This is a genomic window from Mixta hanseatica (genome assembly GCF_023517775.1).
Classification (GTDB): Bacteria; Pseudomonadota; Gammaproteobacteria; order Enterobacterales; family Enterobacteriaceae; genus Mixta; species Mixta hanseatica.
On sequence record NZ_CP082904.1, the window covers coordinates 1,910,450 to 1,936,967 of the forward strand.

Consider the following 26,518-nt stretch of genomic DNA (forward strand, 5'->3'; position numbering starts at 1 on the left):
ATTTATAGTGTTTTTTACTTTTTGGATAAAAAAACTGCAAAAAGTTATCCCTGAAATCACATAGTTAGAATCATGTCCTATACTTGTTGCCAGAAGTGTGATGAACAGGTCAGCCGCTAACCGATCTCAGGAGGACTGGTAATGTTTTCGAAAAAACAAACGCGCGACAACCTGGACTATGCGCAGGAACGTACTTGCGAAGCAGGCAGTGAACTGTGTCGCGAAATGAACAACGTAACGCATCAGGCGTGTACGTATGTAAGAAGTAACCCCTGGGCGGGCGTTGGTGCCGGTGCCGTAGTGGGAATCATTGTTGGTATGTTAATTAGCCGTAAATAAGAAGGAGTTACAGATGGGAATTCTGTCATGGATCATTTTTGGTTTAATCGCCGGTATCATCGCTAAATGGATCATGCCGGGTAAAGATGGTGGTGGTTTCATTATTACCATTATTCTTGGCATCATCGGTGCCGTAGTCGGCGGCTGGATCAGTACCTTCTTTGGCTTCGGTCGCGTTGATGGCTTTAATTTCGGCAGCTTTGTGGTCGCGGTAATCGGTGCCATTGTGGTGCTGTTTATTTATCGCAAAGTGCGTCACTAAGCGGTAAATTCAGAAAAAGGAGGCTAAGGCCTCCTTTTTTTATGCCTGCGATGCTGCGTTCTGTATACGCTGCTGCTGCATCTGCGCAAAATGGCTTTCCAGCCAGTCGGCCAGCGGGCTGCACAGCACCAAAACGTGATTAACGCGGCGGAAGGGCGCATCGCCTCCGCCAGCCGTCAGGATTATGCCGAGGCGGCGGCGACGGTAATGACTCAGGCTGAGCCGACAGAAAAAGTTTATGAACTGGCGGGCGACAGCCGCATGCTGAGCAAGCTGATTGGCCGCGCCACGACGCCGTGGCAGGAAACCATCGCCGCCGCGCTCAAGGGTTAAATTCAGCACGAAATGCACAAAAGGAGGTTACGTTTGCCACGTAACCCCCTTAATCAACCGTCAGGCTTCAGGCGTTGTTAACCACGTTTGCGGCTAACACGCCTGATGCCGTTTTGCGTCGTCAGAAATCGTAACCGACGGTAGCGACCACGGATCGTTCCGCGCCCCAGTAGCAGTTGCCGGTGCCATAACAGGCGGCAACATATTTACGATCGGTGAGGTTATTTGCTGCGACCTGTACCCATGCGCCTTTCAGCTGGCTATTCCATTCGCCCAGATCGGCTTTCACCGACGCATCAAACAGGGTAACCGACGGCAGGCGAGTGGTGTTTTCATTATCCGCCCACTGTTTGCCGATATAGCGCACGCCCGCGCCGGTGCTAATACCGTAATCAAATTTGTAATTTGCCCATAGCGAGGCGATCTGATTCGGCGTTACGTATGGCGTATGGCCATCATTACCGTCAATAGCATCTTTGAAACGTACGCGCGTAACCGAATAGTTGGCGATAGTGCTGAAGCGCGGCGTAAGCTGATTGCGCGCCTCCAGCTCCAGCCCGCGGGAATGCACTTTCCCGGCTGGCTCGTAGAACGAGGTGTTCACAATGCGGTTGCCGACATCTTTTTGCGTCAGATCGTAAACCGCAATGGAGTACATATCAGAGGTACCGCTCGGCTGATACTTCACGCCTGCCTCATACTGCTCGGCGGTGGTCGGTTTTAACAGATCGCCGTTCGCATCCGGCAGGCTGGAAGGAGTAATCGCCTGGCTGTAGCTGACGTAAGGGGATACGCCATTATCGAAAGCATACAGTAGCGAGGCGCGGCCGCTAATATGGTCATCGGAACGACGGCGGCTGGTATCCGTCGCGTCGTTAGTGCTTTTCGCCACTAAACGATCGTAACGGCCGGAAAGGGTCATATGCCACTTATTCCATGCCATATCATCTTGCAGATAGACGCCCGCCTGATGATAACGACGCGTTTGATCATAAGCATACAGGCCAGGCACGCGAGCGGTGTCTGGATCGTAAGCGGTCTGCCAGAAGCGCGTGCCGCCTTCGCCGGTACGTGCGTTAAGCGGATCAACCCAGGCACTGGCATCCCACAGTTTGTTACGATACTGATGGTAATCGGCGCCCAACACCAGCGTATGCTGCACATCGCCGGTGTTGAAATCCGCTTCCAGCTGGTTATCGATAGCAAAAGCGTCCAGCGATGAGCGCTCGCCAGAATAATAACGATCCAACAGATTACTGTCGCCGCGCCAGCCAATTTGATACACCTGATCTAAATCGACGTTTGAATGGGTATAGCTGGCATTGGAACGGAAGGCCCAGGTATCGTTGAAGCGATGCGAAAACTCATAGCTGTAGATTTGCTCGCGGCGCTTAAACTGATCGAGCGAGCTTTCGCCATCGTAAAAGCCATTACTTAACTTCTTGCCGTTGTGTTCGGTAATGCTGCCTTCGCCCGGCACCGAGCCGTGATAACCGCCGGAAGGATCTTTTTGCAGATAGGCCTTCAATAATAAAGAGGTGTCGCTATCCGGCTGCCAGAGCAAAGAAGGGGAAATAGCATAGCGCTCTTCACGCGTATGGTCATACTGCGTATCGCTATGACGCGTAATACCGGTAATGCGGAACGCCCATTGATCGTTCAGCGCATTGGTGTAATCAAAGGCGGCGCCGGTGGTGGCATTATTCCCCGCCATCAGACGGAAATGGCCTTCCTGGGCAAACTGCGGACGTTTTGAGGTCATCATCACCAGCCCGCCCGGTACCGTTTGTCCGTACAGCGCGGAAGAGGGGCCTTTGATCACATCGATGCGTTCCAGGAACCAGGGATCAATCTGCAGCGCGTTATAGCTGCCGCCATCGGTCATCAGACGCAGGCCGTCCAGGAAGGTGTTATCGACATCGCCGCCGTGGAAGCCGCGCAGGGAAACCGTATCGTAGCGCGTCGCCGCACCGGCAAAGTTAGTAAACACGCCGGAGGAGTAGTTCAGTGCCTGGTTAACATCCATCGCGCCCTGATCTTCAATCTGCTGACGCGTCACCACCGAAACGGACTGGCCGGTAGTAATCAACGGCTGATCGGTTTTCGTGGCACCTTTACTGGTTTTAACGGTATAGCCAGAGGTGGGTGAATCGGCAGTTTCAGCGGGCTGAGCGGTTACCGTCAGCGTCTCTTCCGCCAGCGAAAAACCCGGGACGGCAAGCGCCAGTGAGCAAAGCAGCGCAGAACGTTTCAGGTTAAAAGGCATTCCCATGTGATATCCCTTAAGCAGAATCGAAAAGGCCGCCCGGTTACGGAGCGCGGCCAGAAGCATTACCGAGATGGCTAAATCATGTAACTGGAAAGACTAATGAGAATTATTATCTTTATCGATTGCCGATTCAAGATGTAATTTATCTGAATATTTCCAGATAAACCGTGGGGATTCAGTGGATTAAAAGGGAAGTCAGGTTGCCCGGCCAGGCGGCCGGGCGGGAAAAGTTACTGAGATTTTTTCATATCGCTAACATTATTACAGGTCACATCTTTCGGGCAGTACATATCCATCAGCTTCAGGGTGACGCCGTTAGTCCAGCCAAAGCCATCCTGCAACGGATATTCGCCGCCGCCGCCGCCGCCGAGGTTACCTTCCACCACATATTTTTCCACCAGCTTATGCTCGCGGTCATAGGTGGCCTGAACGTTATCAAGGAAGCGCATCCCGATATCTTTCGCCAGCGTTTGTTTGCCGTAGTGATTCAGGCCTTCAACGGCGACCCATTGCAGCGGCGCCCAGCCGTTAGGCGCATCCCACTGCTGGCCGTTATGCACGTTCGTCGTGACCAGACCGCCCGCTTTAACCAGCTGTTTTTCTACCGCAGCGGCGGTTTTCGCCGCCTGATCATCGCTGGCGGCCTGCATATAGAGCGGGAACAGCGCGGCAGCAGTCAGCTGCGTACGTACGCTGCTGCGTTTCCAGTCATAGTCGGCATACCAACCGCCTTCCGCATTCCACAGATAGCGGTTAATCGCTACCTGACGTTTCTCGGCCAGATCCGCGTAGCGTTGGCTGTCGCTCTGTTTATCGGCGGCTTTGCTGGCGTGCGCCAACGTTTTTTCCAGATGGAACAGCAGGGCGTTCAGATCGACCGGAACGATCTCTGTGGTGCGGATAGTAGAAAGATCGTTGGGATCGTCAAACCAACGTGAACTGAAGTCCCATCCGGATGCCGCGCCGGAGCGCAGATCGCGATACAGCTCCGCCTTATTGCGCTGTTTCGCTTTTTCGGCAGTGGCGATGTCATCCATATAAGATTCAGTACGCGGAACATCACGCGCATCCCAGTAGCGGTTCAGCACGGTGCCATCCTTCAGCTTCACGACGCGCTTGCTGGCGCTGCCGGCCGCTACGCTTTGCGCGTCCGCCATCCAGTATTGATACTCTTTTTGCAGCTGCGGCAGATATTTACTGTAGGTGCTTTCACCCGCATGCTGCGCCAGTAAATCCACCATCAGGCTGAAGAACGGCGGCTGCGAACGGCTCAGATAGTAGCTGCGGTTGCCGTTGGGAATATGACCATATTTATCCAGTTCGTGCGCAAAGTTATCCACCATATCCTGTACGCGATCCCAGTGGCCGCTTTCCGCCAGCCCCAACATGGTGAAATAGCTGTCCCAGTAGTAAATTTCACGGAAACGGCCGCCCGGCACCACATACGGTTTCGGCAGCGGCAGCAGGGAATCATACTGGTTAACTTTATCGGTAGTGCGCGTCAGCACCGGCCACAGGCCATCGATATGCTCACGCAAGCTTTGGCCGGCCGGCGGCACGTAGGCTTCACCTTTGGCTGGCAGCGTGAAGTTAGTATCAACAAAGCGGCGCAGATCGAAATTGCGCTGATTTTTTTGCATTTGCCAGTCGGCCAGAATAGAGGCGGGATTAAATTTCGGCACCGCATCGGCAAAAGTTTTCTGATCCGGGAAGAACTTTGCGGACTGCACTGCATGATAAAGCGGCCCCAGACGCACATCCGGCGGTTGCGGCGCCTGACTCTGCAGTTGCTGATCGTCCGCTGCCTGCGCATAAAAAGATCCCGTTGCCAGCGCGCCGGTAATCAGCAAAGGCAATAACAGCGCGCCTTTCCATTGAGAAGGTACGGCCTTTTTCGTCATCAGTATTCTCCTTGTCCAGACCAGACATGATCTGTAAGTGTTTGACCATTCAAAAAACTTTAGACGAAATTAAATAATTTGCCTGGCGTGAAGTCGGGAAATGTGAGTTGGATTAGGCTTTTACCTGCGCTACCGCCTTATTTCATCTGAGCGCTGTTATGTGGCTGTTCGGCGACGTCATGCGTTAACCATTGCGTTAATAACCAGTTGATTTTAAGTCTGTTAAAGGTTAAAAATTCTTATCTATTAGAGAGTTCCAGGGTGATTTTTTAGCTAAAACCCGCGCTTTTGGAGAAAGAGATGTCTGTCACGGATGCGCTTCTTGCCTATTCTTTTGCTGCCTTACTTCTGACGCTGACGCCAGGGCTTGATACCGCGCTTATCTTACGTACCGCAACCGTTGAAAGCAGGAAAAAAGCGTTTCATGCGGCGCTGGGGATCAATACCGGCTGCTTTATCTGGGGAGCGCTGGTGGCTTTTGGCCTGGGGGCGCTGCTGGCAGCGTCTGAACTGGGTTATAACCTGCTTAAATGGTGCGGCGCAGCTTATCTGTGTTGGTTAGGCTTACAGTTAATCCTTAAGCCGCGCAGGCAATTAGATATTCGCCAGACTGCGCATCCGTCCTCAACGAATTGGTTTATAAAAGGTATCGATTCATATCGTTATCGGTACGCTCTGGTCATCGTTGCTGATTACTGGCACGCGTTTCGCCCCCGGCTTATTAAAAAAATCGTTATTCGTTCAGTGGATGGATCGCGTTACGGGCGGCGTTTTCCTGTTGTTTGCCGCCAGGCTGGCGTTGAGCAACCGATAATCCTGCAACGAGTTGTGCCGGATAGCACGTTTAAAAGAGTAATAATGAAAGGAGCAAGAAATGATCGTCAGAACATGGCACGGATGTGTTCCGCTTAAATATGCTGAAGGTTTTGCCAGACATTTGGAAAAAACCGGGGTTGAGCATTCAAAAGGAACGCCAGGAAATCAGGGGGCGTATGTTCGTCGGGAAACCCAGGGAGAATGGGAACATTTCTTTCTGGCCACCTACTGGGAAGATCTGAAAGCAGTCAAAGCATTTGCCGGAGAAGAATACCAGGTTGCGGTCACTTATCCTGATGACGAGCAGTTCGAACTGCTTTCCGATCCTTACGTTTTTCAACATACCGTTCAGTCAGTTTCCGCTCTGTAGGGCGTTATGTTTGCCAGCCGTGCCGTTTCTCGTGGCTGGCTTTGCCCGCATGATTCTTTGCTCTGCCAGGCCAATGACGCATCACCAGCCTGGCGCGCTATAAACGTCGCTTAACCCGTATAAGAGAGAACCCATGATTTCCAGTGAAAACGCAGAGCACTATATCTGGGGTGAAAAGTGCGATGGATGGTATCTGGTAAATCGGCAGGATATGCTGATTATTCATGAGAAAATGCCGCCGGGCACCCAGGAAAAACGCCATTACCACTCCGTTTCCAGACAGTTTTTCTTTGTTCTTGAAGGCATTCTGACCATGGAACTGGCGGGGGAAATGCAGGAAATCGGTGCCAGACAGGGCATAGAAATTCCGCCTGGCGCGAAGCATCAGGCCCGAAACAGTTCTGATGCCGCCGTGGAGTTTATTGTTATTTCTCACCCCACCACGCGGGGCGATCGTTCAGACCTGACCGAAGGTTGATGCTCATCATCAAAGGCGGTTACGCGCCGGTTATGCTTTACATGCAAGGGGTGGTGATAATTCTTTTCTCGCGCAGCGCCATTCTTTATCGCCTGCGGCAGCTAAGCAATGAACTAAACCGCAGCATGCTTACAGGATCTATATTTAAAACAGCGTGCCCGGAAGGGCACGGGGTCACTTTTATCGTTGGAAGAGCTGAAAGCAATGTGAGGCAACTATGTTAAGTGAAAGGCAAAAAGAGCGGGTAAGGGCCACGGTACCGGTACTGAAAGAGAACGGCGAAGCTTTAACCGATTATTTTTATAAACGCATGTTAAAAAATAATCCTCGCCTGAAAGAAACGTTCAACATGGGCCATCAACGCAGCGGTGCTCAGGCGAAAGCGCTGGCGGGCGCAGTACTGGCCTATGCGGAAAATATTGACGATCCGTCAGTATTAATGCCGGTTGTTGAGCTCATTTGCCATAAACATGTCAGCCTGAATATACAATCCCCGGATTACAATATTGTTGGTGAGAATTTACTGCATTCGATCAGTGAGGTGCTTAACATCCCGATGGATGATGAGCTGATCACCGCCTGGGGTGTAGCTTATCAACAGCTGGCTGATATTTTTATTGCAACTGAAAATCAACTGTACGATGAGCGCAAAAACAGCACAGGAAGCTGGGTAGGCTGGCGCAACTTTGTCGTAGATAAAAAAGTGAAAGAGAGCAGTGAGATTACCTCTTTTTATCTGGTGCCGCAGGATGGCGGGGCGCTGCCTTCCTATAAGCCCGGACAATATATCACCTTGCGCGTAGAAGTGCCGGCGCTGGGAATTAAACAACCCCGACAGTATAGTTTGTCCAGCAGCCCTGAGGATGCTTATTTGCGTATATCGGTTAAGCGCGAAGATGCCCGTACAGAGGGACAGGATCCGGGCTATGTCTCCTCTACGCTGCATGATCATATTGATGAAGGCAGCGTGGTTGAGCTCAGCGCGCCGGCAGGAAACTTTTATCTGCTCAACCCAGATACCACCAATGTGTTAATCAGCGCGGGCGTGGGGCTGACGCCGATGATCTCTATGGTTAATCATTTGTTGGCTGAACACGCCGATCCGAATGTTAATCCTGCGCTACGTGAAGGAACCCAATCTGGTTCTGAAACGGCTTCGGCGTTAAAAAAAGATATCTATTTTATCCATGCTGCCCGCAGTTCTGAGGTGCATGCGCTGCGTAAGGAACTGGAAAACCTGGCCAGCGCGAACCCGAATCTGCATCTTTTTATCGCCTATGAAAATGTAAAAGAGAGTGAGGTAGCGGGGAAAGATTATCATATGCAGGGCAGGCTGGATTTAAACGCGCTGCCTGCTGAATATCTGCCGAAAGAAGCAGACTATTATTTATGCGGACCGATCCCGTTTATGCAGGAGCAGTATCGCGCCCTGATTGCGCTGGGCATCCCGCAAGAAAAAATATATAGCGAGGCCTTCGGCACTGGCGGGCTGCACTTATAGCGGCGGGGCTTCTCATCGCCCCTCTTGTCGTGCGTTATGCAAATAAAAAAGCCTGAACTTTCGCTCAGGCTCTTTCATAGAATATGGCGGTGAGAGGGGGATTCGAACCCCCGATACGTTGCCGTATACACACTTTCCAGGCGTGCTCCTTCAGCCACTCGGACACCTCACCATATTGTCGTCAACAGGCACACTGCTGACCGGCGCTAATGTAGGGATTTTACGGCAGCGCGTCAACCAACTTTCTGCGTTAAATGATGCGTTTAGTCAGTTTTAAACCACTTCGGCGCGAAAGTAAGCGAAAAGATAACGAATGCACCCCAATAACACAAATCAGACTGCATAACCGCCACAGAAGATGCATACTAATGCGCAATATATGCTTAAAAATCACTGAGGTCAGCTTGAACAATCCAACCAAAGCGCAACCACAGGGGATCCCGGCTGGATCCGGGGCGCTATTCTTTATTCAAATTTTTGCCACGCTCGGTTTCGCCGTACTCTATTCTACGCTGGTGCTGTATGCCACCAAACGCCTCGGCTTCAGCGAAGCGCAGGCAAACGCCACGATGGGCGTTTTCGGCGCGTTTAACTATGGCCTGCACCTGTTTGGCGGCTATCTGGGCGGGCGCTTCCTCAGTAACCGTAATCTGTTCGTATTAGGCATGATATTGCAGGTAGCGGGCTGCTGGGTGCTGTCGGGAGAGAGCGCGCAGGGGCTTTACTGGGGACTGGCGATGTTCCTCACCGGCAGCGGCCTGAACGTCACCTGTATTAATATGATGCTCACTCAGCGCTTTGCTCCGGATGACCAGCGTCGCGAAAGCGCGTTTTTGTGGAACTATGCCGGAATGAATCTCGGGTTCTTTATCGGCTTTACCGGCGCCGGCTATTTCCAGCTTGGTGAGCATTATCAGGCGCTGTTCCTGTTTGCTACCGTGGGCAACGCGCTGGCCATTATCATCAGCCTGCTGCGCTGGAAAATCCTTGCGGATATCGATACGCCGCTGCTGCATGCCAGCCCGCGTCAGTATCGGTTGCGGATGTTGATCGGTCTGGCGGTGCTGGTGGTGCTGGTGCCGGTGATTCGCATCATGCTGACGCACGCCGATTTTACCGGCTCTTTTGTTATTGCGCTGGGCGGCCTGATCTTTCTGCTGCTCTGTATTACCACGCTACGCCACCGGCCGCGTCACGAACAGCGCCGTATGACGGCTTACCTGCTGCTGGCACTGGGTTCGCTGGTGTTCTGGATGCTGTACCAGCTGGCGCCAATGGGGCTGATGCTCTTCGTTGAACATAATATTAACCTCAACGTCTGGGGAATACGCGTTGCTCCGCAGTGGGTGCAAAACATCAATACGCTGGTGATTGTTATCGGTGGGCCGCTGCTGGCCGTCGCCTTTAACCGCCTGCGTCAGCGCGGCTGGCGCATTGATATTCCGCTGCAGTTTGCCTGCTCGCTGTTCTGTATTGGCCTGGGCATGCTGGTGCTGCCGCTGGGCATTACGCTGGCGGGCGACGACGGGATGGTGGCCTTTAAATGGATTTTCTTCAGCTATCTGTTGCAAAGCATCGGCGAGCTGCTGATTTCACCCATCGGCTACGCAATGATCGGCAAGCTGGCGCCGACGCGCTATCAGGGCATTATGATGGGCTGCTGGATGATGGTCACCGGGGTGGCATCGGTACTGGCGGGCTATGTTTCCGCCCTGATGCCGGAAAACAGCGGCAGCAGCGCGCTGTTAACCAACCCTGGCTACAGCCATATCTTTAACCTGCTGGGTTGGGGAGCGGCGGCGGTCGGTCTGGCGATGCTGTTCCTGATGCCATTGCTGCGCAGATTGATTCAGTCTGACGCGCCGCAGGTATAATTTTTCTCAGGCCCGCACGCTGCGGCGGGCCGAATCCTGCATTTTTTTCTTGCCAGCGCCTCTGATTTCCCCGAGCCTTGGGTGAAATAAAAACAACGGAGGCACTATGGATATCATCTTTTACCATCCCACCTTTAGCCTGGAAAAATGGCAGCAGGGCCTGCAACAGCGCCTGCCGCAGGCGCGGCTGCGGCTCTGGCAGCCGGGCGACGACGATCATGCCGATTATGCCTTAATGCGTTTTGCCCCGGTTGAAATGTTGCAGGGGCGTCGTGGACTGAAGGCTATTTTCGCCATCGGTGCCGGCGTGGATGATATCCTTGGTCAGCTACAGCAGCACCCGGATATGATCGATCCGGCGGTGCCGTTGTTCCGCCTGGAAGATACCGGCATGGGCCTGCAAATGCAGGAGTATGCGGTGCATACCGTGCTGGGCTGGTTCCGTCGCTTTGACGATTACCGTTTACAGCAGCAGCAGGCGCTCTGGAAGCCGCTGCGTAACTATAAGCGTGAAGAATTTACCGTCGGCATTATGGGAGCGGGCGTGCTGGGCCTGAGCGTGGCAGAGAGCCTGAAGGCCTGGGGTTTTCCGCTGCGCTGCTGGAGCCGCTCGCCGAAACAGCTGGCGGGTATTGACAGTTTTCACGGCGATGAGCAGATGGCCGATTTTCTTTCCGGCACCCAGGTGCTGATTAACCTGCTGCCTAACACGCCGCAAACCGTTGGCATCATCAACCGCGCGCTGCTTGATCGGCTTAATGACGGCGCCTTTGTAATGAATCTGGCGCGCGGGGCGCACGTGGTGGAAGAGGATCTGCTGGCGGCGCTGAACGACAATAAAATCAAAGGCGCGGCGCTGGATGTCTTCGCTAAGGAGCCGCTGTCGCCTGATCATCCGTTCTGGCTTCATCCGCGCGTCACGCTCACGCCGCATAATGCCGCCGTCACCCTGCAGGGTGAAGCAATGAGCTATATCGCCAGCGCGATTGCGCAGCTGGAAGCGGGGCAGCAGCCCGAAGGCCGCGTTGATTTGACGCGCGGTTATTAACGATAACGATGGCAAGGCGCATCCCTTGCCCAACCTGAAGGAGAAGGCTGAAATGTATCCTGTTGATTTACATATGCACACCGTGGCCAGCACCCACGCTTACAGCACGCTGCACGACTATATTGCCGTCGCCAAACAAAACGGCATCAAGCTGTTCGCCATTACCGATCACGGCCCCGATATGGCCGATGCGCCTCATTACTGGCACTTTATTAATATGCATGTCTGGCCGCGGGTGGTGGATGGCGTGGGCATCCTGCGCGGTATTGAAGCGAATATTAAAAACACGGCCGGCGAGATCGACTGCACCGGGCGGATGTTGGATACGATGGATCTGGTGGTGGCCGGTTTTCATGAACCGGTGTTTGCGCCGCAGGATAAAGCGACGCATACCGAAGCGATGATCGCCGCTATGGCCAGCGGCAACGTGCATATTATCAGCCATCCCGGCAACCCGAAATTTCCGGTAGATATCCCGGCCGTTGCCGAGGCGGCGGCAAAATATCAGGTGGCGCTGGAGCTGAATAACTCCTCTTTTACCCACTCGCGGCCCGGCAGCGAGCCGAATTGTCGCGCCATTGCTGCAGCGGTGAAAGCGGCGGGAGGCATGCTGTCATTTGGTTCTGATTCCCATACCGCGTTTACGCTGGGAAATTTTGAACATTGCCTGCGTATTGCGCGCGAGGTGGATTTTCCTGAGGAACGCGTGTTAAATGTCACGCCGCGCCGCCTGCTCGATTTCCTGGAAATGCGGGGCGGGAAGCCTGTCGACGCGTTTGCTGACTTTTAACGGCGGCGTCTTAACCTCTGAACGGACTGAAAGTAATGAATGAGTTTTCCATCATCTGCCGCGTGCTCGGCTCGCTGTTTAATCGTCAGCCGCAGGACCCGCTGCTGGTGCCGCTGTTTACCCTGATCCGCGACGGCAAGCTACAGCAGAACTGGCCGCTGGAGCAGGATGAGCTGCTCCAGCGTCTGCAACAACACGCCGATCCGCAGGCGCTGGCCGCCGATTACAATGCACTGTTTGTCGGCAGCGACTGCAGCGTGCCACCTTATGGCTCGCAGTGGAAAGAGGGTCCGGCAGAGGCAGAGGTACGCCGTTTTCTTCAACAGCGCGGTATGCCGCTGAGCGAGGCGCCGGCCGATCATTTCGGCGCGCTGCTGCTGGCGGCTTCCTGGCTGGAAGATCAGGCGCAGGAAGATGAAATTCAGGCGCAGATCGCTTTGTTCGATGAGTACCTGCTGCCGTGGTGCGGCGCGTTTCTGGGTAAAGTAGAAGCGCATGCCACCAGCGGCTTTTACCGTACGCTGGCGGCGTTAAGCCGTGAAGCGCTGCAGGCGATGCGCGAAGAGCTGGCGGAAGCGGAAGAAGAAGCGGAAGAAGAGGGCGAAGACGAGGCGTAAGCACGCATCACGCCGATGTTCTCTGGTCAGGCGCGTTGCCTTGTAGCAAAGCGGCCTGGCCCCAGCGCCATCATTTGCCGCTTAAAAGGTTTTCGCCACCATGCCGACCGCCGCCAGCAGCATAATCAATCCGGCCGAGCGAAATAAAATGCGCTGCGCTGCGGCGCTGCTAAGAAAATGCCGGATTTTCAGCGCCGCCAGAATAAACACCGCGCCGACCACGAATAATATCAGCACCGTTAGCGGTACCAATACCATCCCCCAGATCGGCAACGAGACATTATCCAGCGACATCACCAGCGGCAGAATCGCCAGGTAAAAGGCGATAGTTTTTGGATTGCCAAGGGTAATAGTTAATCCGGAAAGCCAGGCGGAAGCCAAATCCTTTTTCGTCGCCTTCTGCGCGATATCGACCGCCTGCGGGTTAGTGCGCCAGAACTGCCACGCCAGCCAGGCTAAATAGAGCGCGGCCGCCCAGTTAATCAACGTAAACAGCGACGACCAGCTGTGGGCTATCAGCGCCAGGCCGAATACCGAAACGGAAAGGTAAAACAGATCGCCCAGAATCAGGCCCGCCAGCATGGCGAAGCCGGCCACCGCGCCGGTGCTTACGCTACGCGCGACTAATGCGGTCATACCCGGCCCCGGGATCGCCGCCGCCAGGCCAAGCGCCGCAATATAAGAGATGATTTGAGCCGATCCCGGCATAGCAACTCCTGTAGCAAATGATAGCGAAAATCGCTGAAGTGATGGTGTTATGCGGTTAACGTGCCGGTGAAGCGGTCTATCCTGCATGATTATTCCGCACGCCTGATGTTGACTTACATTATGCCGTAAGCCTGCAGAAAAAGGCTGCCTGAATGACTTGCTTAACGGTGGAGCAGCGGTAAAAATCAACGTTTACTATCGAAAAAACGAAAGGAATTTTCCCTTATGACGCTCAGCCTGACAGAAATGAAAATTTTACGGCTTTTACAGGACGATGCCCGCGTCACTAATCAGGAGCTGGCCGAGAAAACCAGCATGTCCGCGTCGCCATGCTGGCGTAAAGTGCGCAAGCTGGAAGAAGATGGAGTTATCCAGGGCTATCGGGCGGTGCTGAATCGCAAAAAGCTGGGCCTTGGGGTAATGGTGTTTATCCGCATCGTGATTGACTGCCATAGCGAAGCGGAAGCCAGGAAATTTGAGGAGGAGGTCACGGCGCTGGAGGATGTGGTGGCCTGTTACAGCATCGGCGGTGACGCCGATTTTTTATTGCAGGTAGTCTCATCCAACCTGGATTCCTATGCCGAGTTCGCGATGTCGGTGGTGCGCAGGCTACCGCGCATCAAAGAAATGCAAAGCATGTTTGTGCTGAAGGAAATTAAACCGCTGGGCAACTTTCCCATCAAGAAATCCGCTGAAGAAAGCTAGCCCGGACGCCGGTCAAATCTGATGTCAGGCGGGCAGCCAGCTGGCGGAGGATGAACCCAGCGGGCCGCCGCTGCGTGACCAGAGCAGCGGCGTACCGGGCAGCCATAGCGGCGGCCGCAGCCGATAACCGATGCCCAGCGGCGTTAGCTCCAGCGTATCGCTTTCATCATGCGGCTGCGCCAGGCCTGACTCATTCAGGGCGGTAGCCGCCGAATAGGGATGTGAAATGAGCAGGTGCGCGGTACGCGCCAGGGAAAGACGTGCTGTGCTGCCGGTGCGGTGCTTAACCCGGCGACGCAGGCCTTCCAGTACCGCCGCTGCCATCAGATAGCCGGTGGCGTGATCCAGCGCCTGGACGGGCAGCGGACGGGGCGCAGCGGCGGCCTGCCAGCGCTGACCCGCATCGGCAATGCCGCAGGCCATCTGCACCAGGCTATCAAAGCCGCGCCGGTTGCGCCAGGGGCCGCTCCAGCCCCAGGCGTTCAGGCTGACATCTACCAGGCCGGGCGTCAGCTGTTGCAGACGCGCGCTGTCGTAACCCAGCTTCTCCAGCGCATCCGCGCGATAGCCGTGTACCAGCACATCCGCCTGCGCCAGCAGTTGCTCAAACTGTTCACGTCCCTGCGCGCTTTTCAGGTCGAGACGAGCGCAGCGTTTACCCTGCATCATCTCTTCTTCCAGCGAAGGTTCTTCCCAGCCAGGCGGATCGAGGCGCAGCACCTCGGCGCCCAGCCCGGCCAGAAAACGGGTTGCTACCGGCCCGGCAATAATGCGCGTCAGATCCAGCACCTTGATGCCTCGTAACGGGCGCGCCACTGGGCGCTGCCATGCGGGCGGCGCGCCTTCCGCCTGCGTCTCCCAGGCAATTAACGGCTCCTGGGCCACGCTTTTTCCTTGCGGATGCTGCTGCCACTCGGTTAGGCTGCGCATTTCTGCGGCACAGCCGCCAGCATCGATAATTGCCTGCTCCAGCGTTTGTTTTTGCCAGCCGGCAACCATTTTTGCCAGCGCCGCGCGATCCGAGTGCTTACCCAACACGCTTTCCATCGCCTGGCGGTGATGCGGCGCATTGGTGTGCAAACGGATCCAGCCGTCAGCGGTGGCGTAATCACCGGCAAAGGCGTCCCAGGCGGCAAGCGGCAGGCGATTAATCGGGCGGAAGGTTTGCTGAAACCAGCGGGAGGCCAGCCGAATATCTACGGTGACTTTTGCCGGATTGTCGACCAGCCCGGCGGCAGATTGCGCCGCCAACGCCATACTGGCAGCGGCAAGCTCGCTGACGGGATAGGCCGAGGAAAAGGCCTGATATCCCTGTAGGCTAAGCGGCGGCGGCGGGGTATCTTTCTGTAATGCCTGCCACAGCCGTTGCCAAAAAAGTGCCGCCAGATTGGTATCCATCGCCATCTCCCTCTGTTCGGTTGCTCTTTCACCTTAGCAATGGATGGACTTTTTTTCCTGTTAAGGCTGGCGCTTACGCCGTAGCGACAAACGGGGAAAACGGGCGTGCATGCGTAAGCTGCGGAGATTGATCACCGCGATGGCGGTGCCGAAAATAACCAGCAGCGAGCCGATGATTTTAAACATATTCATGCTGTCGCCCAGCACCAGTACGCCCATCACTACCGCCAGCACCGGCGTCAGCAGCGAATAGGGCATAATCAGGTTGACGTTATATTTTTTCAGTAGCGCATACCACAGCGAATAAGCCACCACGGAAGAGGCGATAGCGCTATACAGAATGCCAAACCAGCCGCGCCAGGAAGCGTGCAGCAACGCATCGATCTGATGCGCTTCGGTCAGCCAGGAGGTCACGCCCACAATCGGAATCGCCATAAACGACAGCCAGCCGGTCATGGTTAACGGTTTAATCGGCGGGGCTTTTTTCACGATCAAGTTGCTAATGGCCCAGCCGCAGGCGCTGGTCAACAGTAGCGCCAGCACCCACCAGCTGGGAATGGTCGGGCTGCCGGTTAACACCACCACGCCGCTCAGAGAAATCGCGATGCCGAACAGCTGAATAAGCGTGAGCTTCTCTTTTAATATTACCCCTGCCAGCAGCATGGCGATCGGCGTGCCCAGCTGCACCAGCACCGCGCCGGTACCGGCATCGGTATAGCTGATACCAACGAAAAGCAGCGAGAAATGCATAAAGCCGAAGGTAAACGCCAGCGCTGCCAGCCAGGGCAGCTGAGCGCGGGTGATGCGGGTAAAGGGGATCAGGACCAGCGCAACCACAACGAAACGCATAAAGGTCATAAATAACGGCGGCAGATCGAGCAGGCCCCATTTAATCGCCACGTTATTAAACGCCCAGATGGTCACCACCATCAGCACCAGCAAAAAATGACGCAGAGCCACAACACCATCCTTAATTGTCTGCACTAAATCATTAACTATCATGACAGGTATCGTCAGTCAGACAAGCATTAGCGCAGCGGTTTTCTTTGCTGGCTTATCATCAGCCTGCGTATAGACCTCAGAAAAAGTTATGAGACAGCCGATAACGGAGCTGCAATACTGTGCAACCGAAACGCTCCCGTAACAGGAAAAGGATTCGGTATGTCATCCACGCAGCATCCTCTCGCAATTATCCAACTTGAATGTCCCCCCACGCCGGTGCGTGAACGTGTTGGCGAACAGGCGCGCTGGTTTATCGAGGCGCTGGAACTTGCTCCGCAGGATTATATTGTTTGTCGTCCCGATCGGGGCGAAACGTTGCCCGACTTTAACGCCATCAGCGGCGCGATTCTGAGCGGCTCCTGGGCAATGGTGACCGATCACGCTGAATGGAGCGAGCGCACCGCCGCCTGGCTGCGCGCGACGATGGAACAGGCGCTGCCGCTGTTCGGCGTCTGCTATGGCCATCAGCTGATGGCCTATGCGCTGGGCGGCGAAGTGGGCGATAATCCCCGCGGCTGGGAGCGGGGCGCGCTGCCGGTCGCGCTACAGCCAGGCGCGCCATTCGATCCGCTACTGCAGGCGTTGCCTTCCTCTTTTCCGGTCTGGCTCTCTCATCGACAAACGGTGCTGACGCCGCCGGCCGGCGCGCAGGTGCTGGCTCGCTCCGCCGGGGATGATTGTCAGATTATCCGCTACGGGCCGCAGGCGCTGTCGGTGCAGTTTCATCCGGAATTTGATGCGCGAATTATGCAGGCCTGTCAGCCTGCGGGAGCGGAGTTTGATCCAGCCGCCCAGCCGGATACCGCTTATGCGCGTCTGATTTTACAGCGTTTCTGGCACAGCCTGCGTCAGCCAGCGCAGCTTAGCGCCTGAGACACTGAATCTTTCCGCCGCGCTCACACTTTTCTCCTGTGGCGACTGACAAAGCGTTCGCGCTCGGTCATGTTAATAAATAGTTGTTCATTTGTTAGCTGATGCCACAGGAGAATCGGTATGCGTTACGCCTGGCCCGGATATAAAGATTCGCTGATAACGCTGCAGCAGCGTTATGGCAACTACATCAACGGTGAATTCGTCGCGCCGGTTAGCGGCGACTATTTCACCAACACATCGCCGATTGACGGCTCGGTTATCGGCGAATTTCCGCGTTCCGGCCAGCAGGATATTGAAAATGCGTTGGACGCCGCGCATGACGCCGCGGAACGCTGGGGCAAAACCTCGGTGCAGGTACGCTCTCAGCTGCTGCTGAAAATCGCGGATCGTCTGGAGCAGAACCTGGAGCGTATCGCGGTACATGAAACCTGGGATAACGGCAAACCGGTGCGCGAGACCCTGGCGGCGGATCTGCCGCTGGCAGTGGATCATTTCCGCTATTTTGCCGGCTGTATCCGTGCGCAGGAAGGCACGGCGGCAGAGATCGACGAGCATACCGCCGCTTACCATATTCACGAGCCGCTGGGGGTGGTCGGGCAGATTATCCCGTGGAACTTCCCGCTGCTGATGGCGGCGTGGAAGCTGGCGCCGGCGCTGGCGGCCGGTAACTGCGTGGTGCTGAAGCCCGCCGAGCAGACGCCGCTCTCGATTACCCTGTTCGCCGAGCTGGTGGGCGATCTGTTGCCGCCGGGCGTGCTGAACGTGGTGCATGGCTTTGGCCGTGAAGCGGGCGAAGCGCTGGCGGGCAATCCGCGTATCGCCAAAATCGCCTTTACCGGCTCCACCGCCACCGGCACCCATATCCTGGAGCTGGCGGCGAAAAACCTGATTCCGTCCACCGTCGAGCTGGGCGGCAAATCCCCTAATATCTTCTTTGAGGATATTATGCAGGCCGAACCTGCGTTTATTGAGAAAGCGGCGGAAGGCGTGGTGCTGGGCTTCCTGAATCAGGGAGAGGTCTGTACCTGTCCCTCGCGTGCGCTGATTCAGGAGTCGATTTACGAGCCGTTTATCGCGGCAGTGATGGCGCGAATTAAAACCATTCGACGCGGCGATCCGCTTGATACCGAGACGATGATTGGCGCGCAGGCTTCGCAGCAGCAGTTCGATAAGATCCTTTCTTATCTGGATATCGCGCAGAAAGAGGGCGCGGAGATCCTGACCGGCGGCGGCATTGAGCCAACCCAGGGCCAATTGCAAAGCGGCTACTATATTCAGCCTACGCTGCTGAAGGGCAGTAATAGCATGCGCGTCTTCCAGGAGGAGATTTTTGGTCCGGTGGTCGGCATTACTACTTTTAAGGATGAGGCGGAAGCGATCGCCATCGCTAACGATTCGATTTACGGCCTTGGCGCGGGCGTCTGGACGCGTGATATTAACCGCGCCTGGCGCGTGGGACGCGCCATCAAGGCGGGACGCGTCTGGACTAACTGCTATCACCTCTACCCGGCGCATGCCGCGTTCGGCGGCTATAAAAAATCAGGCATTGGTCGCGAGACCCATAAAATGATGCTCGATCATTATCAGCAGACTAAAAACCTGTTAGTGAGCTATAGCATCGAGCCGCTCGGCTTTTTCTGACGCTTTTCCCACTCAGGGGCGTTTATCGCCCCTTTTTTCCTCTCTTTATGCTGATTTGTCGCCAGCGTGACGGATCCCCTGCGCCTGACGTTCTATGCTTAGCTTTTATCGAAACGTAACGGGATGCTTATGACCGTGGGAATCCTGCTGCTGGCGGCAGGGGAGAGTACGCGCTATCGCGCCGCCTGCGGCCGTCACAAGCTGCTGGAGCCCATCGCGGGCGAGCCGATGCTGGCGCGCAGTTATCGTATCGCCAGGGAGAGCGATCTGCCGGTTGCGGTGGTGCTCAGGCCGGAGCCGCTGGCGCTGCGGGACTGTATCAACGGCGCACGGCAGATCCTTCTGCCCAGCGCGGGCATCGCCAGCTCCATCGCTGCCGGGGTGCAGGCAACCGCCGACTGGCAGGGTTGGCTGATTATGCTGGCGGATATGCCGTGGCTTAGCCCGACGACGCTACAGCAGACGGCGCGCGCGCTGGAAGCGCATCCGCTGGTGCGCGCCTGTTGGCGGGATCGGCCCGGACATCCGGTCGGCTTCAGCCGCGGCTATTATACGCAACTGGCGGCGTTAAGCGGCGAAACGGCGGCGCGGGCGCTATTAGCGCAGCGCGAGGTGTATCTGCTGGCGACGCAGGATGCGGGTGTGGTGCGCGATGTCGATCTGCCGTCAATGTTATCAGGAGAGAAATAATGCAGTCACTGGATCAACAGGTTATCGAGCGCGCGCTGCAATGGCATCAGCAGGGCGCGTGCGTCTGGCTTTGTACCGTATTGCACAGCTGGGGTTCGGCGCCGCGTGCGCCTGGCGCGTTGCTGGTCGCGAATCAGCAAGGACAATTTTGTGGTTCGCTCTCGGGCGGCTGCATCGAAGAGGATTTTCTGGCGCGCTTACAGCAGGGGAGCTTTGGCGCTGCCAGCCAGCTGGTGCGCTACGGCGAGGGCGGGCTGGCGACCTCCACCCGGCTGCCGTGCGGTGGCGTGCTGGATGTGCTGATTGAACGACTGCCGCCGGACAGGGCCAGCCTGAATCACCTTCAGCGCTTGCAGCAGGCGCTGGCAGGGGGCGATCGCCTGCGTAAACAGATAGTGATCGGTCAAAGCGCACTGCTGGAAACCGAGAGCGAACGCATACCGCGCACGCTGTGTTATGACCGAGACAGCGTTTCATTATCGGTGGGCAGCGTGCCGACGCTGCTGCTGGCGGGTTATTCTGCGGTAGCGGGTGAATGCCTGCGCCTGGCGTTGATGCTGGGGATGCAGGTTATCGTGTGTGAACATCGTGACGCTTTCTGGCAACAGCTACAGGATAACCATACGGCACAGCAGCATTTGCGCTGTATTAACCAGCATCCGGCGCGCTATCTGGAGCTGCACGGCGCAACGGATCAAACGGCGGTAATTTGCGTCACGCACGATCCGCGCGTGGATGATCTGGCGTTGCTGGAGGCGGTTAACACGTCCGCCTTTTACCTGGGCGCTATGGGATCGGCTAACAACAGCCAGCAGCGGCTGAGGCGTTTACGCCGCATCGGAGAGCTGGATGAGGACGCATTACAGCGTATTCATGCGCCGATTGGCTTGCCCATCGGCAGCAAAACCCCAATGGAAATCGCCCTGGCGATTATGGCGGATATTGTGCGCGTTAAAAACGGACATTAATCAACGCTGGCCGTAGGCGTTTTACGCTTATTAAATCTGCCTGCAGGCAATTCTGCCGGAGGAAACAATAGGGGAAATATCGGAAAAAAGCGCCGCTTACTCGGGCGATCTGGCGCAGCGGCCCGATATTACTATGATTAGAAGGATGCACTTTCACCGGAGAGAAGGAATGTCACTAAGCCGTAGCCTGTTTGACGAGCGTGATGAAACGCTGGATGCGCTTGAGGAAAGCCTGATTGCAGTGAACTTGCCGGGACGACAAACGCTCCATCTGAGCGATAAAGAGCGTTTTCCTGTGCTAATAAGCGAACATTCTGGCGCGTTACGCGATCCGCTATATGATAGCGACGAGCGCGTATACTGGCGCTAAATACTGCTGTCTCCAGGCGCTATTGCAACGCATTTGATCCAGGAAAGGCGCAAGCGCCTTTCCTTTGTTCCTTTACACCGTTGCGGTTTTAAAAATCGCCACGCTGCGGCTAAGGTGCGACGCCTGTTCTTCCAGCGATGCGGCCGCCGCTGCAGCCTGTTCAACCAGCGCAGCGTTCTGCTGCGTGACTTCATCCATCTGCGTCACCGCCAGTCCCACATGCTCAATGCCGTTTGCCTGCTCATGCGAAGCCTGAGAGATTTCATTCATGATCTCTGAAACACGCTGGATAGAAGTGACGATATCTTTCATCGTCATACCGGCAGCGGCCACTAACGAGGTACCTTCGGTAACGCGTTCGGAAGAGTGATGAATCAGCTGTTTAATCTCTTTTGCCGCCGTTGCGCTGCGCTGCGCCAGCGCACGCACTTCACTGGCCACCACCGCAAAGCCGCGACCTTGTTCGCCGGCACGGGCGGCTTCTACCGCGGCGTTCAGCGCCAGGATATTGGTCTGGAAAGCGATGCCTTCAATGGTGCTGATAATATCCACAATATGCTGCGAGCTTTCCGCAATCGCCGACATGGTCGTAACGACCTGATCCACCACCTCGCCGCCGCGCAGCGCCACTTCCGACGCATCGCCGGCCAACGAGCTGGCGTGCTGAGCGTTAGACGTGTTCTGGCGCACCGTGGCGGTCAGCTGTTCCATACTGGCGGAGGTTTCTTCCAGCGAGGCTGCCTGTTGTTCGGTACGGCTGGAGAGATCGATATTGCCTGTCGCCACTTCTTTCGCTGCGTTGTCGATAGAAGCCGAGGCGTTCTGAATATCGGAAACGACGCGGGTCAGCTGTGCCTGCATGCTCGCCAGCGAGGTAATCAGCGTGCCGGTTTCATCACGAGATTCCGCTACCAGCCGCGTGGTCAAATCGCCGGTCGCAATCGCCTGTGCGGCACTCACTGCACGCTGTAACGGCAGGGTGATCGCACGCGTCAGCAGATAACCCAGCGCCACCGCGATAGCTAAACCGAACAGCGAACCCAGGATCAGCGTCAACAACGTTTGTGATGAGGTGGAATCAACGGTGGTCTGACGTTTTACCAACAGCGCCTGTTCTGCGCCAGCGATCTCAGCAATGATACCGCGCATCGCATCCATCTGCGCCTTACCGGTATGGGCTTCAAACGCGTCGATAAATGCCTGTTCCGTTAAGGTGCCGGCGTTGGCGGCGCGGCGGTTCTCCATTAGCCGGGCGGCGAATTCGCTGTTCCAGGCTTTCTCAAGCTGCAACAGACGATCCAGACGCTCTTGCTAAACGGGATTATCTGAAGTCAGTTTTCTGGCCAGTTCCAGATGCTGTGAAAATGTTTTTTGCCCGGCGATATAGGGCTGCAACATCTCTTCTTTGCCGTTAAGCGCATAGCCGCGCAGACCGGTTTCCATATTGACCAGGTTCTCAACCAGGCCACGGCTTTCATCAATGACCTGATAAGTGTGCACGTTCCAGCTGTTGGCCGTAACGATGCGTGAAAAATTTACATAGAAAGCCGCGCAGATAATCAACATCACTGCGACAACCGCCCCGAAAGCCAGAATGAACTTCCGCTTGATTGATAAATTTTTAAACATGTGCCCTTACCCGCTTATTGTAGACAATCCCGTTAAGTCCCCTGGGGGTCCCTCAACATCGGCGGTAACAGGCAAACCTTTAGCGGTGGTGCATAAACAAAACGTGCGCTTTACGCTGAAGCGGAAAAGGGGGACGACGCCATGCTGATAATGGCAGACGCACGGGTCATATCTGCACGTCAGGAAAGGTGGCTACCAGGTGATCGATAAAAGCCCTGACGGCAGGAGGCAGGCCACGGCGGGTAGTAAAGACCAAATGAATTATGCCTGGTTTGCTGCTCCATCCAGGAAACAGGCGAACCAGTTCGCCGCTTTTTAGTTGAGCAGCGCAGCTGTGATCCGGCAGCAGCGCAACGCCCAGCCCTTTAACGGCGGCGGCGCGCACCGCTGAAAAATCGCCGCAGCTCATGCGCGGCTCATGGATAAAATCGAACCGTTCGCCCGCCTGATTAACCAGCGGCCAGCTTATTTGCCCCGGCTCATCGGCGGTTCCCAGCGTTGGCAACGGGTTCAGCGTATGGATATCGCTGCCAGCGCGGTGAGCAAGCTGAGGGCTGGCGACTAAAATACGCCGGGATTGGCCAAGCGTGCGCAGAATGAGATCCGCATCGCTGGTTAGCTCAGTACGCACGCGCAGAGCGATATCAATGCGCTCATTAATTAAATCGACAGGGCGATCGATGGCAATAACCTGCAGTTTTACACGCGGATAACGATGTAAAAAAAGCGGCAGAGCGGGCTGGATAACTTCAACCAGCCCTGTAGGACAGCTAAAACGCACCCGGCCGTGCGGCTCGGCTTTGGCTTCCGCCACGATCGCTTCAGCCTGTTCCGCATCCAGCAATAGCGTACGGCAGCGCTCATAAAATGCGCATCCTACCTCCGTAACCTTAAAACGGCGGCTGGAGCGCTCAATCAACCGTACGCCAAGGCGCTCTTCCAGCGCTGCGATCCGGCGGCTTAGCCGTGATTTAGGCAGACCCAGCGCCCGGCTTGCGGCGGCAAAGCCGCTATGTGCCACTACCTGTGAAAACCAATAATAGTCATTAAAATCGGGGCGCATGGTTGTTCTCCTGATGGAACGCTGCATTCCATTTTACCTGTCTTTTCCGTTTATCGTTGCAAATATATGCTTTGTTCCAGACGAAGGGTCGTCTGTGACAGGAGAACAATATGAATAGCGCATTTACTAATAAAGTGGTTATCGTGACCGGCGGAACCAGCGGCATTGGCCTGGCTACCGCAAAAGCTTTTGCTCAACAGGGGGCGCAGGTGTTTATTACCGGGCGTCGTCAGCAGTCGCTGGACGCTGCGGTGCGTGAAATTGGCGGCCAGGTGACCGGCGTTCAGGCCGATATGAGCAGGCTGGAAGATATTGATCGCCTGTACGATGTGGTACAGCAGCAGGCAAGCCATATCGACGTGGTGTTTGCTAATGCCGGCGGCGGTGAATTCGCACCGTTGGGCGCTATCACCGAAGCGCATTTCGACAGCACTTTTGATACCAATGTGAAAGGGGTGCTGTTTACCGTGCAAAAGGCGCTGCCGCTGATGCGCGATGGCGGCTCGGTCGTGCTAACGTCATCCACTACCAGCATTTCCGGGACGCCAGCGTTTAGCGTCTACTCTGCAACCAAAGCGGCAGTACGCAGCTTTGCCCGCAACTGGATGCTCGATTTAAAAGATCGTCACATTCGGGTCAATGCCGTCAGCCCTGGCGTAACGGAAACCGCCGGGCTTAATGAGCTATTCGGAAACGGTAATGACGCGGAAAATAGTAAGTCCTGGCTGGCCAGCCAGATTCCCGCCGGGCGAGTAGGGCAGCCGGAAGAGATCGCTAAAGCGGTACTGTTTCTGGCTTCAGAAGAGGCAAGCTTTATTAACGGCATAGAGCTGTTTGTCGATGGTGGGCAGGCGCAAATTTAACCATGGAGCAAAAGAATCAGCAAAATCCACGCGATTGCGTGGATTTTAATTAAATGCTTTTATATTTTTGGTGGGAATTTAATTAACTAATTAATTAAATGAAAAGGGTAAAGAGATTATATTACTTACTTTGGCACTGATGTTAGGGTAATAAAAAACCAGTCAAAAAAATCACCAGGCACCATTTACCTTTTTGCCGTTCCAGCGTAGTTTATTATCTGGCGCAATGGATTAATATAATCATCTATAAAAGAACAGGAGGTTCTATGGTGGAGTTAACGGATCCATCCACGCAGTCCGTCAGTTTTCCCTGCATGCTATTTGAAACCCAAAAAAAGATGGATGATTATGCTGCGGAGGATATGCGGTACGGGGATTTGAGTGAGTCGCTGCTCAAATCTTATTTCCATTTAAATGACGTCTCTACCCGCGTTGATCCCTGGACGCTAACCAGAGTCACGCCTTTTAACCAGCCTCACTCCAGATTCCATGGTTCACGTCAACCGGGTGCCAGCGTCTCGCGCGAGGCGTGCATCGCTTTCCTGTTTGACGAGTTTCGTGCACTTTCTCGCTTTCCCTTTGCCGTTTATAGCTCTTACAGAATGGTTATTGAACAGATGATTTCGCATATGCAGCATGGCGGCGGCAGTCCTTTTGAAAATACGCTGCTGGATGCGGCGCTGAAGGAGTTAATTGATCAAGATAAAAGGGAGCGGAATTCGTTAGCTGTATTAAGGCAGTCTTTAATAAGAAATATAACATGGGAAAAAGGGATGCTACTTGAACGTGCTAAGCAATCTATCGCTACCGATATAAAACGTAGCTACCTGCCTAAGTTCAACAGGTTAAAAGACAGCTTTAACGGTATGGGGATAACGGTACATGATATTTTCGCCGCGCAACTCATACTGGAAAAACTGGTCATAAAAGAGAATAAATTTAATGCGGTTATACGCTATAACATACAGGATCATTTTGGACTCGATAACGATGATATATTGAAGGCTCACTTCCATCAGTTCAGATTCTTTCGCATCTGGTTTGTGCTGCAACGATATGAGCGCTTCGCCTGTAGGCCCTTTATGACCAATATGTGCGCTCGCGTAGAAATTTCGGTAATGACTCCAACTTATTGATAGTGTTTTATGTTCAGATAATGCCCGATGACTTTGTCATGCAGCTCCACCGATTTTGAGAACGACAGCGACTTCCGTCCCAGCCGTGCCAGGTGCTGCCTCAGATTCAGGTTATGCCGCTCAATTCGCTGCGTATATCGCTTGCTGATTACGTGCAGCTTTCCCTTCAGGCGGGATTCATACAGCGGCCAGCCATCCGTCATCCATATCACCACGTCAAAGGGTGACAGCAGGCTCATAAGACGCCCCAGCGTCGCCATAGTGCGTTCACCGAATACGTGCGCAACAACCGTCTTCCGGAGCCTGTCATACGCGTAAAACAGCCAGCGCTGGCGCGATTTAGCCCCGACATAGCCCCACTGTTCGTCCATTTCCGCGCAGACGATGACGTCACTGCCCGGCTGTATGCGCGAGGTTACCGACTGCGGCCTGAGTTTTTTAAGTGACGTAAAATCGTGTTGAGGCCAACGCCCATAATGCGGGCAGTTGCCCGGCATCCAACGCCATTCATGGCCATATCAATGATTTTCTGGTGCGTACCGGGTTGAGAAGCGGTGTAAGTGAACTGCAGTTGCCATGTTTTACGGCAGTGAGAGCAGAGATAGCGCTGATGTCCGGCGGTGCTTTTGCCGTTACGCACCACCCCGTCAGTAGCTGAACAGGAGGGACAGCTGATAGAAACAGAAGCCACTGGAGCACCTCAAAAACACCATCATACACTAAATCAGTAAGTTGGCAGCATCACCGGTGGTCACATATGCTCTTTAACAAGGCATTAAGTGAGTCTCTGAGGGATTTGAGTTAATTCGCCTGGAAAATTTGGTATAATGTATGAACAATGATTTTTCGCCCAAATTCTGCTTTCAGGAGTAAC

General features: G+C 54.9%; 26 protein-coding genes, 1 tRNA gene and 2 pseudogenes. 19 read left to right on the forward strand and 10 right to left on the reverse strand.

Annotated elements, in window-relative coordinates:
• Positions 1-141 precede the first annotated feature (141 nt).
• The 3 genes and pseudogenes from K6958_RS09295 to K6958_RS09305 all read left to right on the forward strand — a co-directional run.
• Positions 142-339 (forward strand): glycine zipper domain-containing protein, encoded by a 198-nt coding sequence (locus tag K6958_RS09295; protein WP_249894369.1) that lies wholly within the window; start codon positions 142-144, stop codon positions 337-339.
• 13 nt (positions 340-352) lie between these two features.
• Positions 353-601 (forward strand): GlsB/YeaQ/YmgE family stress response membrane protein, encoded by a 249-nt coding sequence (locus tag K6958_RS09300; RefSeq protein WP_103057839.1) that lies wholly within the window; start codon positions 353-355, stop codon positions 599-601.
• A gap of 117 nt (positions 602-718) precedes the next feature.
• A pseudogene (locus K6958_RS09305) lies at positions 719-934 on the forward strand (KR domain-containing protein); the annotation flags it as partial.
• A gap of 121 nt (positions 935-1,055) precedes the next feature.
• On the opposite strand, the gene K6958_RS09310 reads toward K6958_RS09305, so the two are convergent.
• Entirely contained in the window at positions 1,056-3,206 is a 2,151-nt protein-coding gene (locus K6958_RS09310) for a TonB-dependent siderophore receptor (RefSeq protein WP_249894370.1), read from the reverse strand.
• Positions 3,207-3,433: 227 nt separating this feature from the next.
• A complete protein-coding gene (gene treA / locus K6958_RS09315) occupies positions 3,434-5,104 on the reverse strand; it encodes an alpha,alpha-trehalase TreA (RefSeq protein ID WP_249894371.1) in 1,671 nt (556 codons plus the stop codon).
• Between the two features lie 300 nt (positions 5,105-5,404).
• On the opposite strand from treA, the gene K6958_RS09320 reads away from it, so the two are divergent.
• From K6958_RS09320 to K6958_RS09335, 4 genes are all read left to right on the forward strand, one after another.
• Complete coding sequence (locus tag K6958_RS09320; RefSeq protein ID WP_434085204.1) at positions 5,405-6,016, forward strand: LysE family translocator; 612 nt, start codon at positions 5,405-5,407, stop codon at positions 6,014-6,016.
• Positions 5,979-6,290, forward strand: coding sequence for a hypothetical protein (locus K6958_RS09325; protein ID WP_249894372.1), 312 nt, complete (start codon positions 5,979-5,981; stop codon positions 6,288-6,290). Before K6958_RS09320 ends, K6958_RS09325 begins: the two co-directional genes overlap by 38 nt.
• A gap of 133 nt (positions 6,291-6,423) precedes the next feature.
• On the forward strand, positions 6,424-6,768 hold the full coding sequence (locus K6958_RS09330; RefSeq protein ID WP_249894373.1) for a cupin domain-containing protein: 345 nt from the start codon (positions 6,424-6,426) through the stop codon (positions 6,766-6,768).
• Positions 6,769-6,985: 217 nt separating this feature from the next.
• Complete coding sequence (locus tag K6958_RS09335) at positions 6,986-8,269, forward strand: globin domain-containing protein (protein ID WP_249894374.1); 1,284 nt, start codon at positions 6,986-6,988, stop codon at positions 8,267-8,269.
• Between the two features lie 84 nt (positions 8,270-8,353).
• On the opposite strand, the gene K6958_RS09340 is transcribed toward K6958_RS09335, so the two are convergent.
• A tRNA-Ser gene (locus K6958_RS09340) sits at positions 8,354-8,441 on the reverse strand.
• Positions 8,442-8,673: 232 nt separating this feature from the next.
• Between K6958_RS09340 and K6958_RS09345 the strand changes: the two genes are divergently transcribed.
• The 4 genes from K6958_RS09345 to K6958_RS09360 all read left to right on the forward strand — a co-directional run bounded on the left by K6958_RS09345 (position 8,674) and on the right by K6958_RS09360 (position 12,598).
• Complete coding sequence (locus tag K6958_RS09345) at positions 8,674-10,143, forward strand: peptide MFS transporter (RefSeq protein WP_249894375.1); 1,470 nt, start codon at positions 8,674-8,676, stop codon at positions 10,141-10,143.
• A gap of 106 nt (positions 10,144-10,249) precedes the next feature.
• Positions 10,250-11,191, forward strand: a complete 942-nt coding sequence (gene ghrA / locus K6958_RS09350) for a glyoxylate/hydroxypyruvate reductase GhrA (protein WP_249894376.1) — start codon at positions 10,250-10,252, stop codon at positions 11,189-11,191.
• Positions 11,192-11,243: 52 nt separating this feature from the next.
• Positions 11,244-11,981, forward strand: coding sequence for a phosphatase (locus K6958_RS09355; RefSeq protein WP_249894377.1), 738 nt, complete (start codon positions 11,244-11,246; stop codon positions 11,979-11,981).
• Between the two features lie 35 nt (positions 11,982-12,016).
• On the forward strand, positions 12,017-12,598 hold the full coding sequence (locus K6958_RS09360; protein ID WP_249894378.1) for a TorD/DmsD family molecular chaperone: 582 nt from the start codon (positions 12,017-12,019) through the stop codon (positions 12,596-12,598).
• Between the two features lie 81 nt (positions 12,599-12,679).
• Here the strand turns inward: K6958_RS09360 and K6958_RS09365 are convergent, their stop codons facing one another.
• Positions 12,680-13,306 (reverse strand): LysE family translocator, encoded by a 627-nt coding sequence (locus K6958_RS09365; RefSeq protein ID WP_249894379.1) that lies wholly within the window; start codon positions 13,304-13,306, stop codon positions 12,680-12,682.
• A gap of 225 nt (positions 13,307-13,531) precedes the next feature.
• Between K6958_RS09365 and K6958_RS09370 the strand changes: the two genes are divergently transcribed.
• Positions 13,532-14,011: an Lrp/AsnC family transcriptional regulator gene (locus tag K6958_RS09370; RefSeq protein WP_249894380.1), complete on the forward strand. Its 480-nt coding sequence runs from the start codon at positions 13,532-13,534 to the stop codon at positions 14,009-14,011.
• A 24-nt stretch (positions 14,012-14,035) separates the two neighbouring features.
• On the opposite strand, the gene K6958_RS09375 is transcribed toward K6958_RS09370, so the two are convergent.
• Entirely contained in the window at positions 14,036-15,409 is a 1,374-nt protein-coding gene (locus K6958_RS09375; RefSeq protein ID WP_249894381.1) for a CoA transferase, read from the reverse strand.
• 60 nt (positions 15,410-15,469) lie between these two features.
• Positions 15,470-16,369 carry a DMT family transporter gene (locus K6958_RS09380; protein ID WP_249894382.1) on the reverse strand — a complete coding sequence of 300 codons (900 nt, stop codon included), beginning with the start codon at positions 16,367-16,369 and terminating at the stop codon, positions 15,470-15,472.
• Between the two features lie 201 nt (positions 16,370-16,570).
• On the opposite strand from K6958_RS09380, the gene K6958_RS09385 reads away from it, so the two are divergent.
• The 5 genes from K6958_RS09385 (at position 16,571) to K6958_RS09405 (ending at position 20,953) form a co-directional block, all read left to right on the forward strand.
• Positions 16,571-17,284, forward strand: a complete 714-nt coding sequence (locus K6958_RS09385) for a glutamine amidotransferase (RefSeq protein ID WP_249894383.1) — start codon at positions 16,571-16,573, stop codon at positions 17,282-17,284.
• Positions 17,285-17,404: 120 nt separating this feature from the next.
• Positions 17,405-18,925: an acetaldehyde dehydrogenase ExaC gene (exaC, locus tag K6958_RS09390; protein WP_249894384.1), complete on the forward strand. Its 1,521-nt coding sequence runs from the start codon at positions 17,405-17,407 to the stop codon at positions 18,923-18,925.
• Between the two features lie 129 nt (positions 18,926-19,054).
• Complete coding sequence (locus tag K6958_RS09395) at positions 19,055-19,615, forward strand: nucleotidyltransferase family protein (RefSeq protein WP_249894385.1); 561 nt, start codon at positions 19,055-19,057, stop codon at positions 19,613-19,615.
• Positions 19,615-20,583: an XdhC family protein gene (locus tag K6958_RS09400; RefSeq protein ID WP_249894386.1), complete on the forward strand. Its 969-nt coding sequence runs from the start codon at positions 19,615-19,617 to the stop codon at positions 20,581-20,583. The genes K6958_RS09395 and K6958_RS09400 overlap by 1 nt, the downstream gene beginning before the upstream one ends.
• Before the next feature lie 169 nt (positions 20,584-20,752).
• Complete coding sequence (locus K6958_RS09405; RefSeq protein WP_249894387.1) at positions 20,753-20,953, forward strand: hypothetical protein; 201 nt, start codon at positions 20,753-20,755, stop codon at positions 20,951-20,953.
• 72 nt (positions 20,954-21,025) lie between these two features.
• Here K6958_RS09405 and K6958_RS21175 read toward each other — a convergent pair.
• The 3 genes and pseudogenes from K6958_RS21175 to K6958_RS09420 all read right to left on the reverse strand — a co-directional run.
• Positions 21,026-22,012, reverse strand: a pseudogene (locus tag K6958_RS21175) (methyl-accepting chemotaxis protein); the annotation flags it as partial.
• 252 nt (positions 22,013-22,264) lie between these two features.
• Positions 22,265-22,582 (reverse strand): CHASE3 domain-containing protein, encoded by a 318-nt coding sequence (locus tag K6958_RS21250; protein ID WP_249894388.1) that lies wholly within the window; start codon positions 22,580-22,582, stop codon positions 22,265-22,267.
• Positions 22,583-22,748: 166 nt separating this feature from the next.
• Complete coding sequence (locus K6958_RS09420) at positions 22,749-23,645, reverse strand: LysR family transcriptional regulator (RefSeq protein ID WP_249894389.1); 897 nt, start codon at positions 23,643-23,645, stop codon at positions 22,749-22,751.
• A gap of 110 nt (positions 23,646-23,755) precedes the next feature.
• Between K6958_RS09420 and K6958_RS09425 the strand changes: the two genes are divergently transcribed.
• Both K6958_RS09425 and K6958_RS09430 read left to right on the forward strand, forming a co-directional pair.
• Positions 23,756-24,508: an SDR family NAD(P)-dependent oxidoreductase gene (locus K6958_RS09425; protein WP_249894390.1), complete on the forward strand. Its 753-nt coding sequence runs from the start codon at positions 23,756-23,758 to the stop codon at positions 24,506-24,508.
• Between the two features lie 266 nt (positions 24,509-24,774).
• On the forward strand, positions 24,775-25,644 hold the full coding sequence (locus K6958_RS09430) for a DUF3289 family protein (protein WP_249894391.1): 870 nt from the start codon (positions 24,775-24,777) through the stop codon (positions 25,642-25,644).
• On the opposite strand, the gene K6958_RS09435 is transcribed toward K6958_RS09430, so the two are convergent.
• Positions 25,638-26,335, reverse strand: a protein-coding gene (locus K6958_RS09435; protein ID WP_103215986.1) for an IS1-like element IS1A family transposase whose coding sequence is annotated in 2 segments (ribosomal slippage) — positions 25,638-26,086 and positions 26,086-26,335 — 699 coding nt in all. Because the reading frame shifts where the segments join, the coding sequence is not laid out codon by codon here. The two genes, K6958_RS09430 and K6958_RS09435, sit on opposite strands and share 7 nt — an antisense overlap.
• Between the last annotated feature and the right edge of the window lie 183 nt (positions 26,336-26,518).

Coding starts and splice junctions, on each gene's coding strand:
- K6958_RS09295 (WP_249894369.1), top strand. CDS start 142: ATGTTTTCGAAAAAACAAACGCGCGACAACCTGGACTATGCGCAGGAA.
- K6958_RS09300 (WP_103057839.1), top strand. CDS start 353: ATGGGAATTCTGTCATGGATCATTTTTGGTTTAATCGCCGGTATCATC.
- K6958_RS09310 (WP_249894370.1), bottom strand. CDS start 3,206: ATGGGAATGCCTTTTAACCTGAAACGTTCTGCGCTGCTTTGCTCACTG.
- treA (WP_249894371.1), bottom strand. CDS start 5,104: ATGACGAAAAAGGCCGTACCTTCTCAATGGAAAGGCGCGCTGTTATTG.
- K6958_RS09320 (WP_434085204.1), top strand. CDS start 5,405: ATGTCTGTCACGGATGCGCTTCTTGCCTATTCTTTTGCTGCCTTACTT.
- K6958_RS09325 (WP_249894372.1), top strand. CDS start 5,979: ATGATCGTCAGAACATGGCACGGATGTGTTCCGCTTAAATATGCTGAA.
- K6958_RS09330 (WP_249894373.1), top strand. CDS start 6,424: ATGATTTCCAGTGAAAACGCAGAGCACTATATCTGGGGTGAAAAGTGC.
- K6958_RS09335 (WP_249894374.1), top strand. CDS start 6,986: ATGTTAAGTGAAAGGCAAAAAGAGCGGGTAAGGGCCACGGTACCGGTA.
- ghrA (WP_249894376.1), top strand. CDS start 10,250: ATGGATATCATCTTTTACCATCCCACCTTTAGCCTGGAAAAATGGCAG.
- K6958_RS09355 (WP_249894377.1), top strand. CDS start 11,244: ATGTATCCTGTTGATTTACATATGCACACCGTGGCCAGCACCCACGCT.
- K6958_RS09360 (WP_249894378.1), top strand. CDS start 12,017: ATGAATGAGTTTTCCATCATCTGCCGCGTGCTCGGCTCGCTGTTTAAT.
- K6958_RS09365 (WP_249894379.1), bottom strand. CDS start 13,306: ATGCCGGGATCGGCTCAAATCATCTCTTATATTGCGGCGCTTGGCCTG.
- K6958_RS09370 (WP_249894380.1), top strand. CDS start 13,532: ATGACGCTCAGCCTGACAGAAATGAAAATTTTACGGCTTTTACAGGAC.
- K6958_RS09375 (WP_249894381.1), bottom strand. CDS start 15,409: ATGGATACCAATCTGGCGGCACTTTTTTGGCAACGGCTGTGGCAGGCA.
- K6958_RS09385 (WP_249894383.1), top strand. CDS start 16,571: ATGTCATCCACGCAGCATCCTCTCGCAATTATCCAACTTGAATGTCCC.
- exaC (WP_249894384.1), top strand. CDS start 17,405: ATGCGTTACGCCTGGCCCGGATATAAAGATTCGCTGATAACGCTGCAG.
- K6958_RS09395 (WP_249894385.1), top strand. CDS start 19,055: ATGACCGTGGGAATCCTGCTGCTGGCGGCAGGGGAGAGTACGCGCTAT.
- K6958_RS09400 (WP_249894386.1), top strand. CDS start 19,615: ATGCAGTCACTGGATCAACAGGTTATCGAGCGCGCGCTGCAATGGCAT.
- K6958_RS09405 (WP_249894387.1), top strand. CDS start 20,753: ATGTCACTAAGCCGTAGCCTGTTTGACGAGCGTGATGAAACGCTGGAT.
- K6958_RS21250 (WP_249894388.1), bottom strand. CDS start 22,582: ATGTTTAAAAATTTATCAATCAAGCGGAAGTTCATTCTGGCTTTCGGG.
- K6958_RS09420 (WP_249894389.1), bottom strand. CDS start 23,645: ATGCGCCCCGATTTTAATGACTATTATTGGTTTTCACAGGTAGTGGCA.
- K6958_RS09425 (WP_249894390.1), top strand. CDS start 23,756: ATGAATAGCGCATTTACTAATAAAGTGGTTATCGTGACCGGCGGAACC.
- K6958_RS09430 (WP_249894391.1), top strand. CDS start 24,775: ATGGTGGAGTTAACGGATCCATCCACGCAGTCCGTCAGTTTTCCCTGC.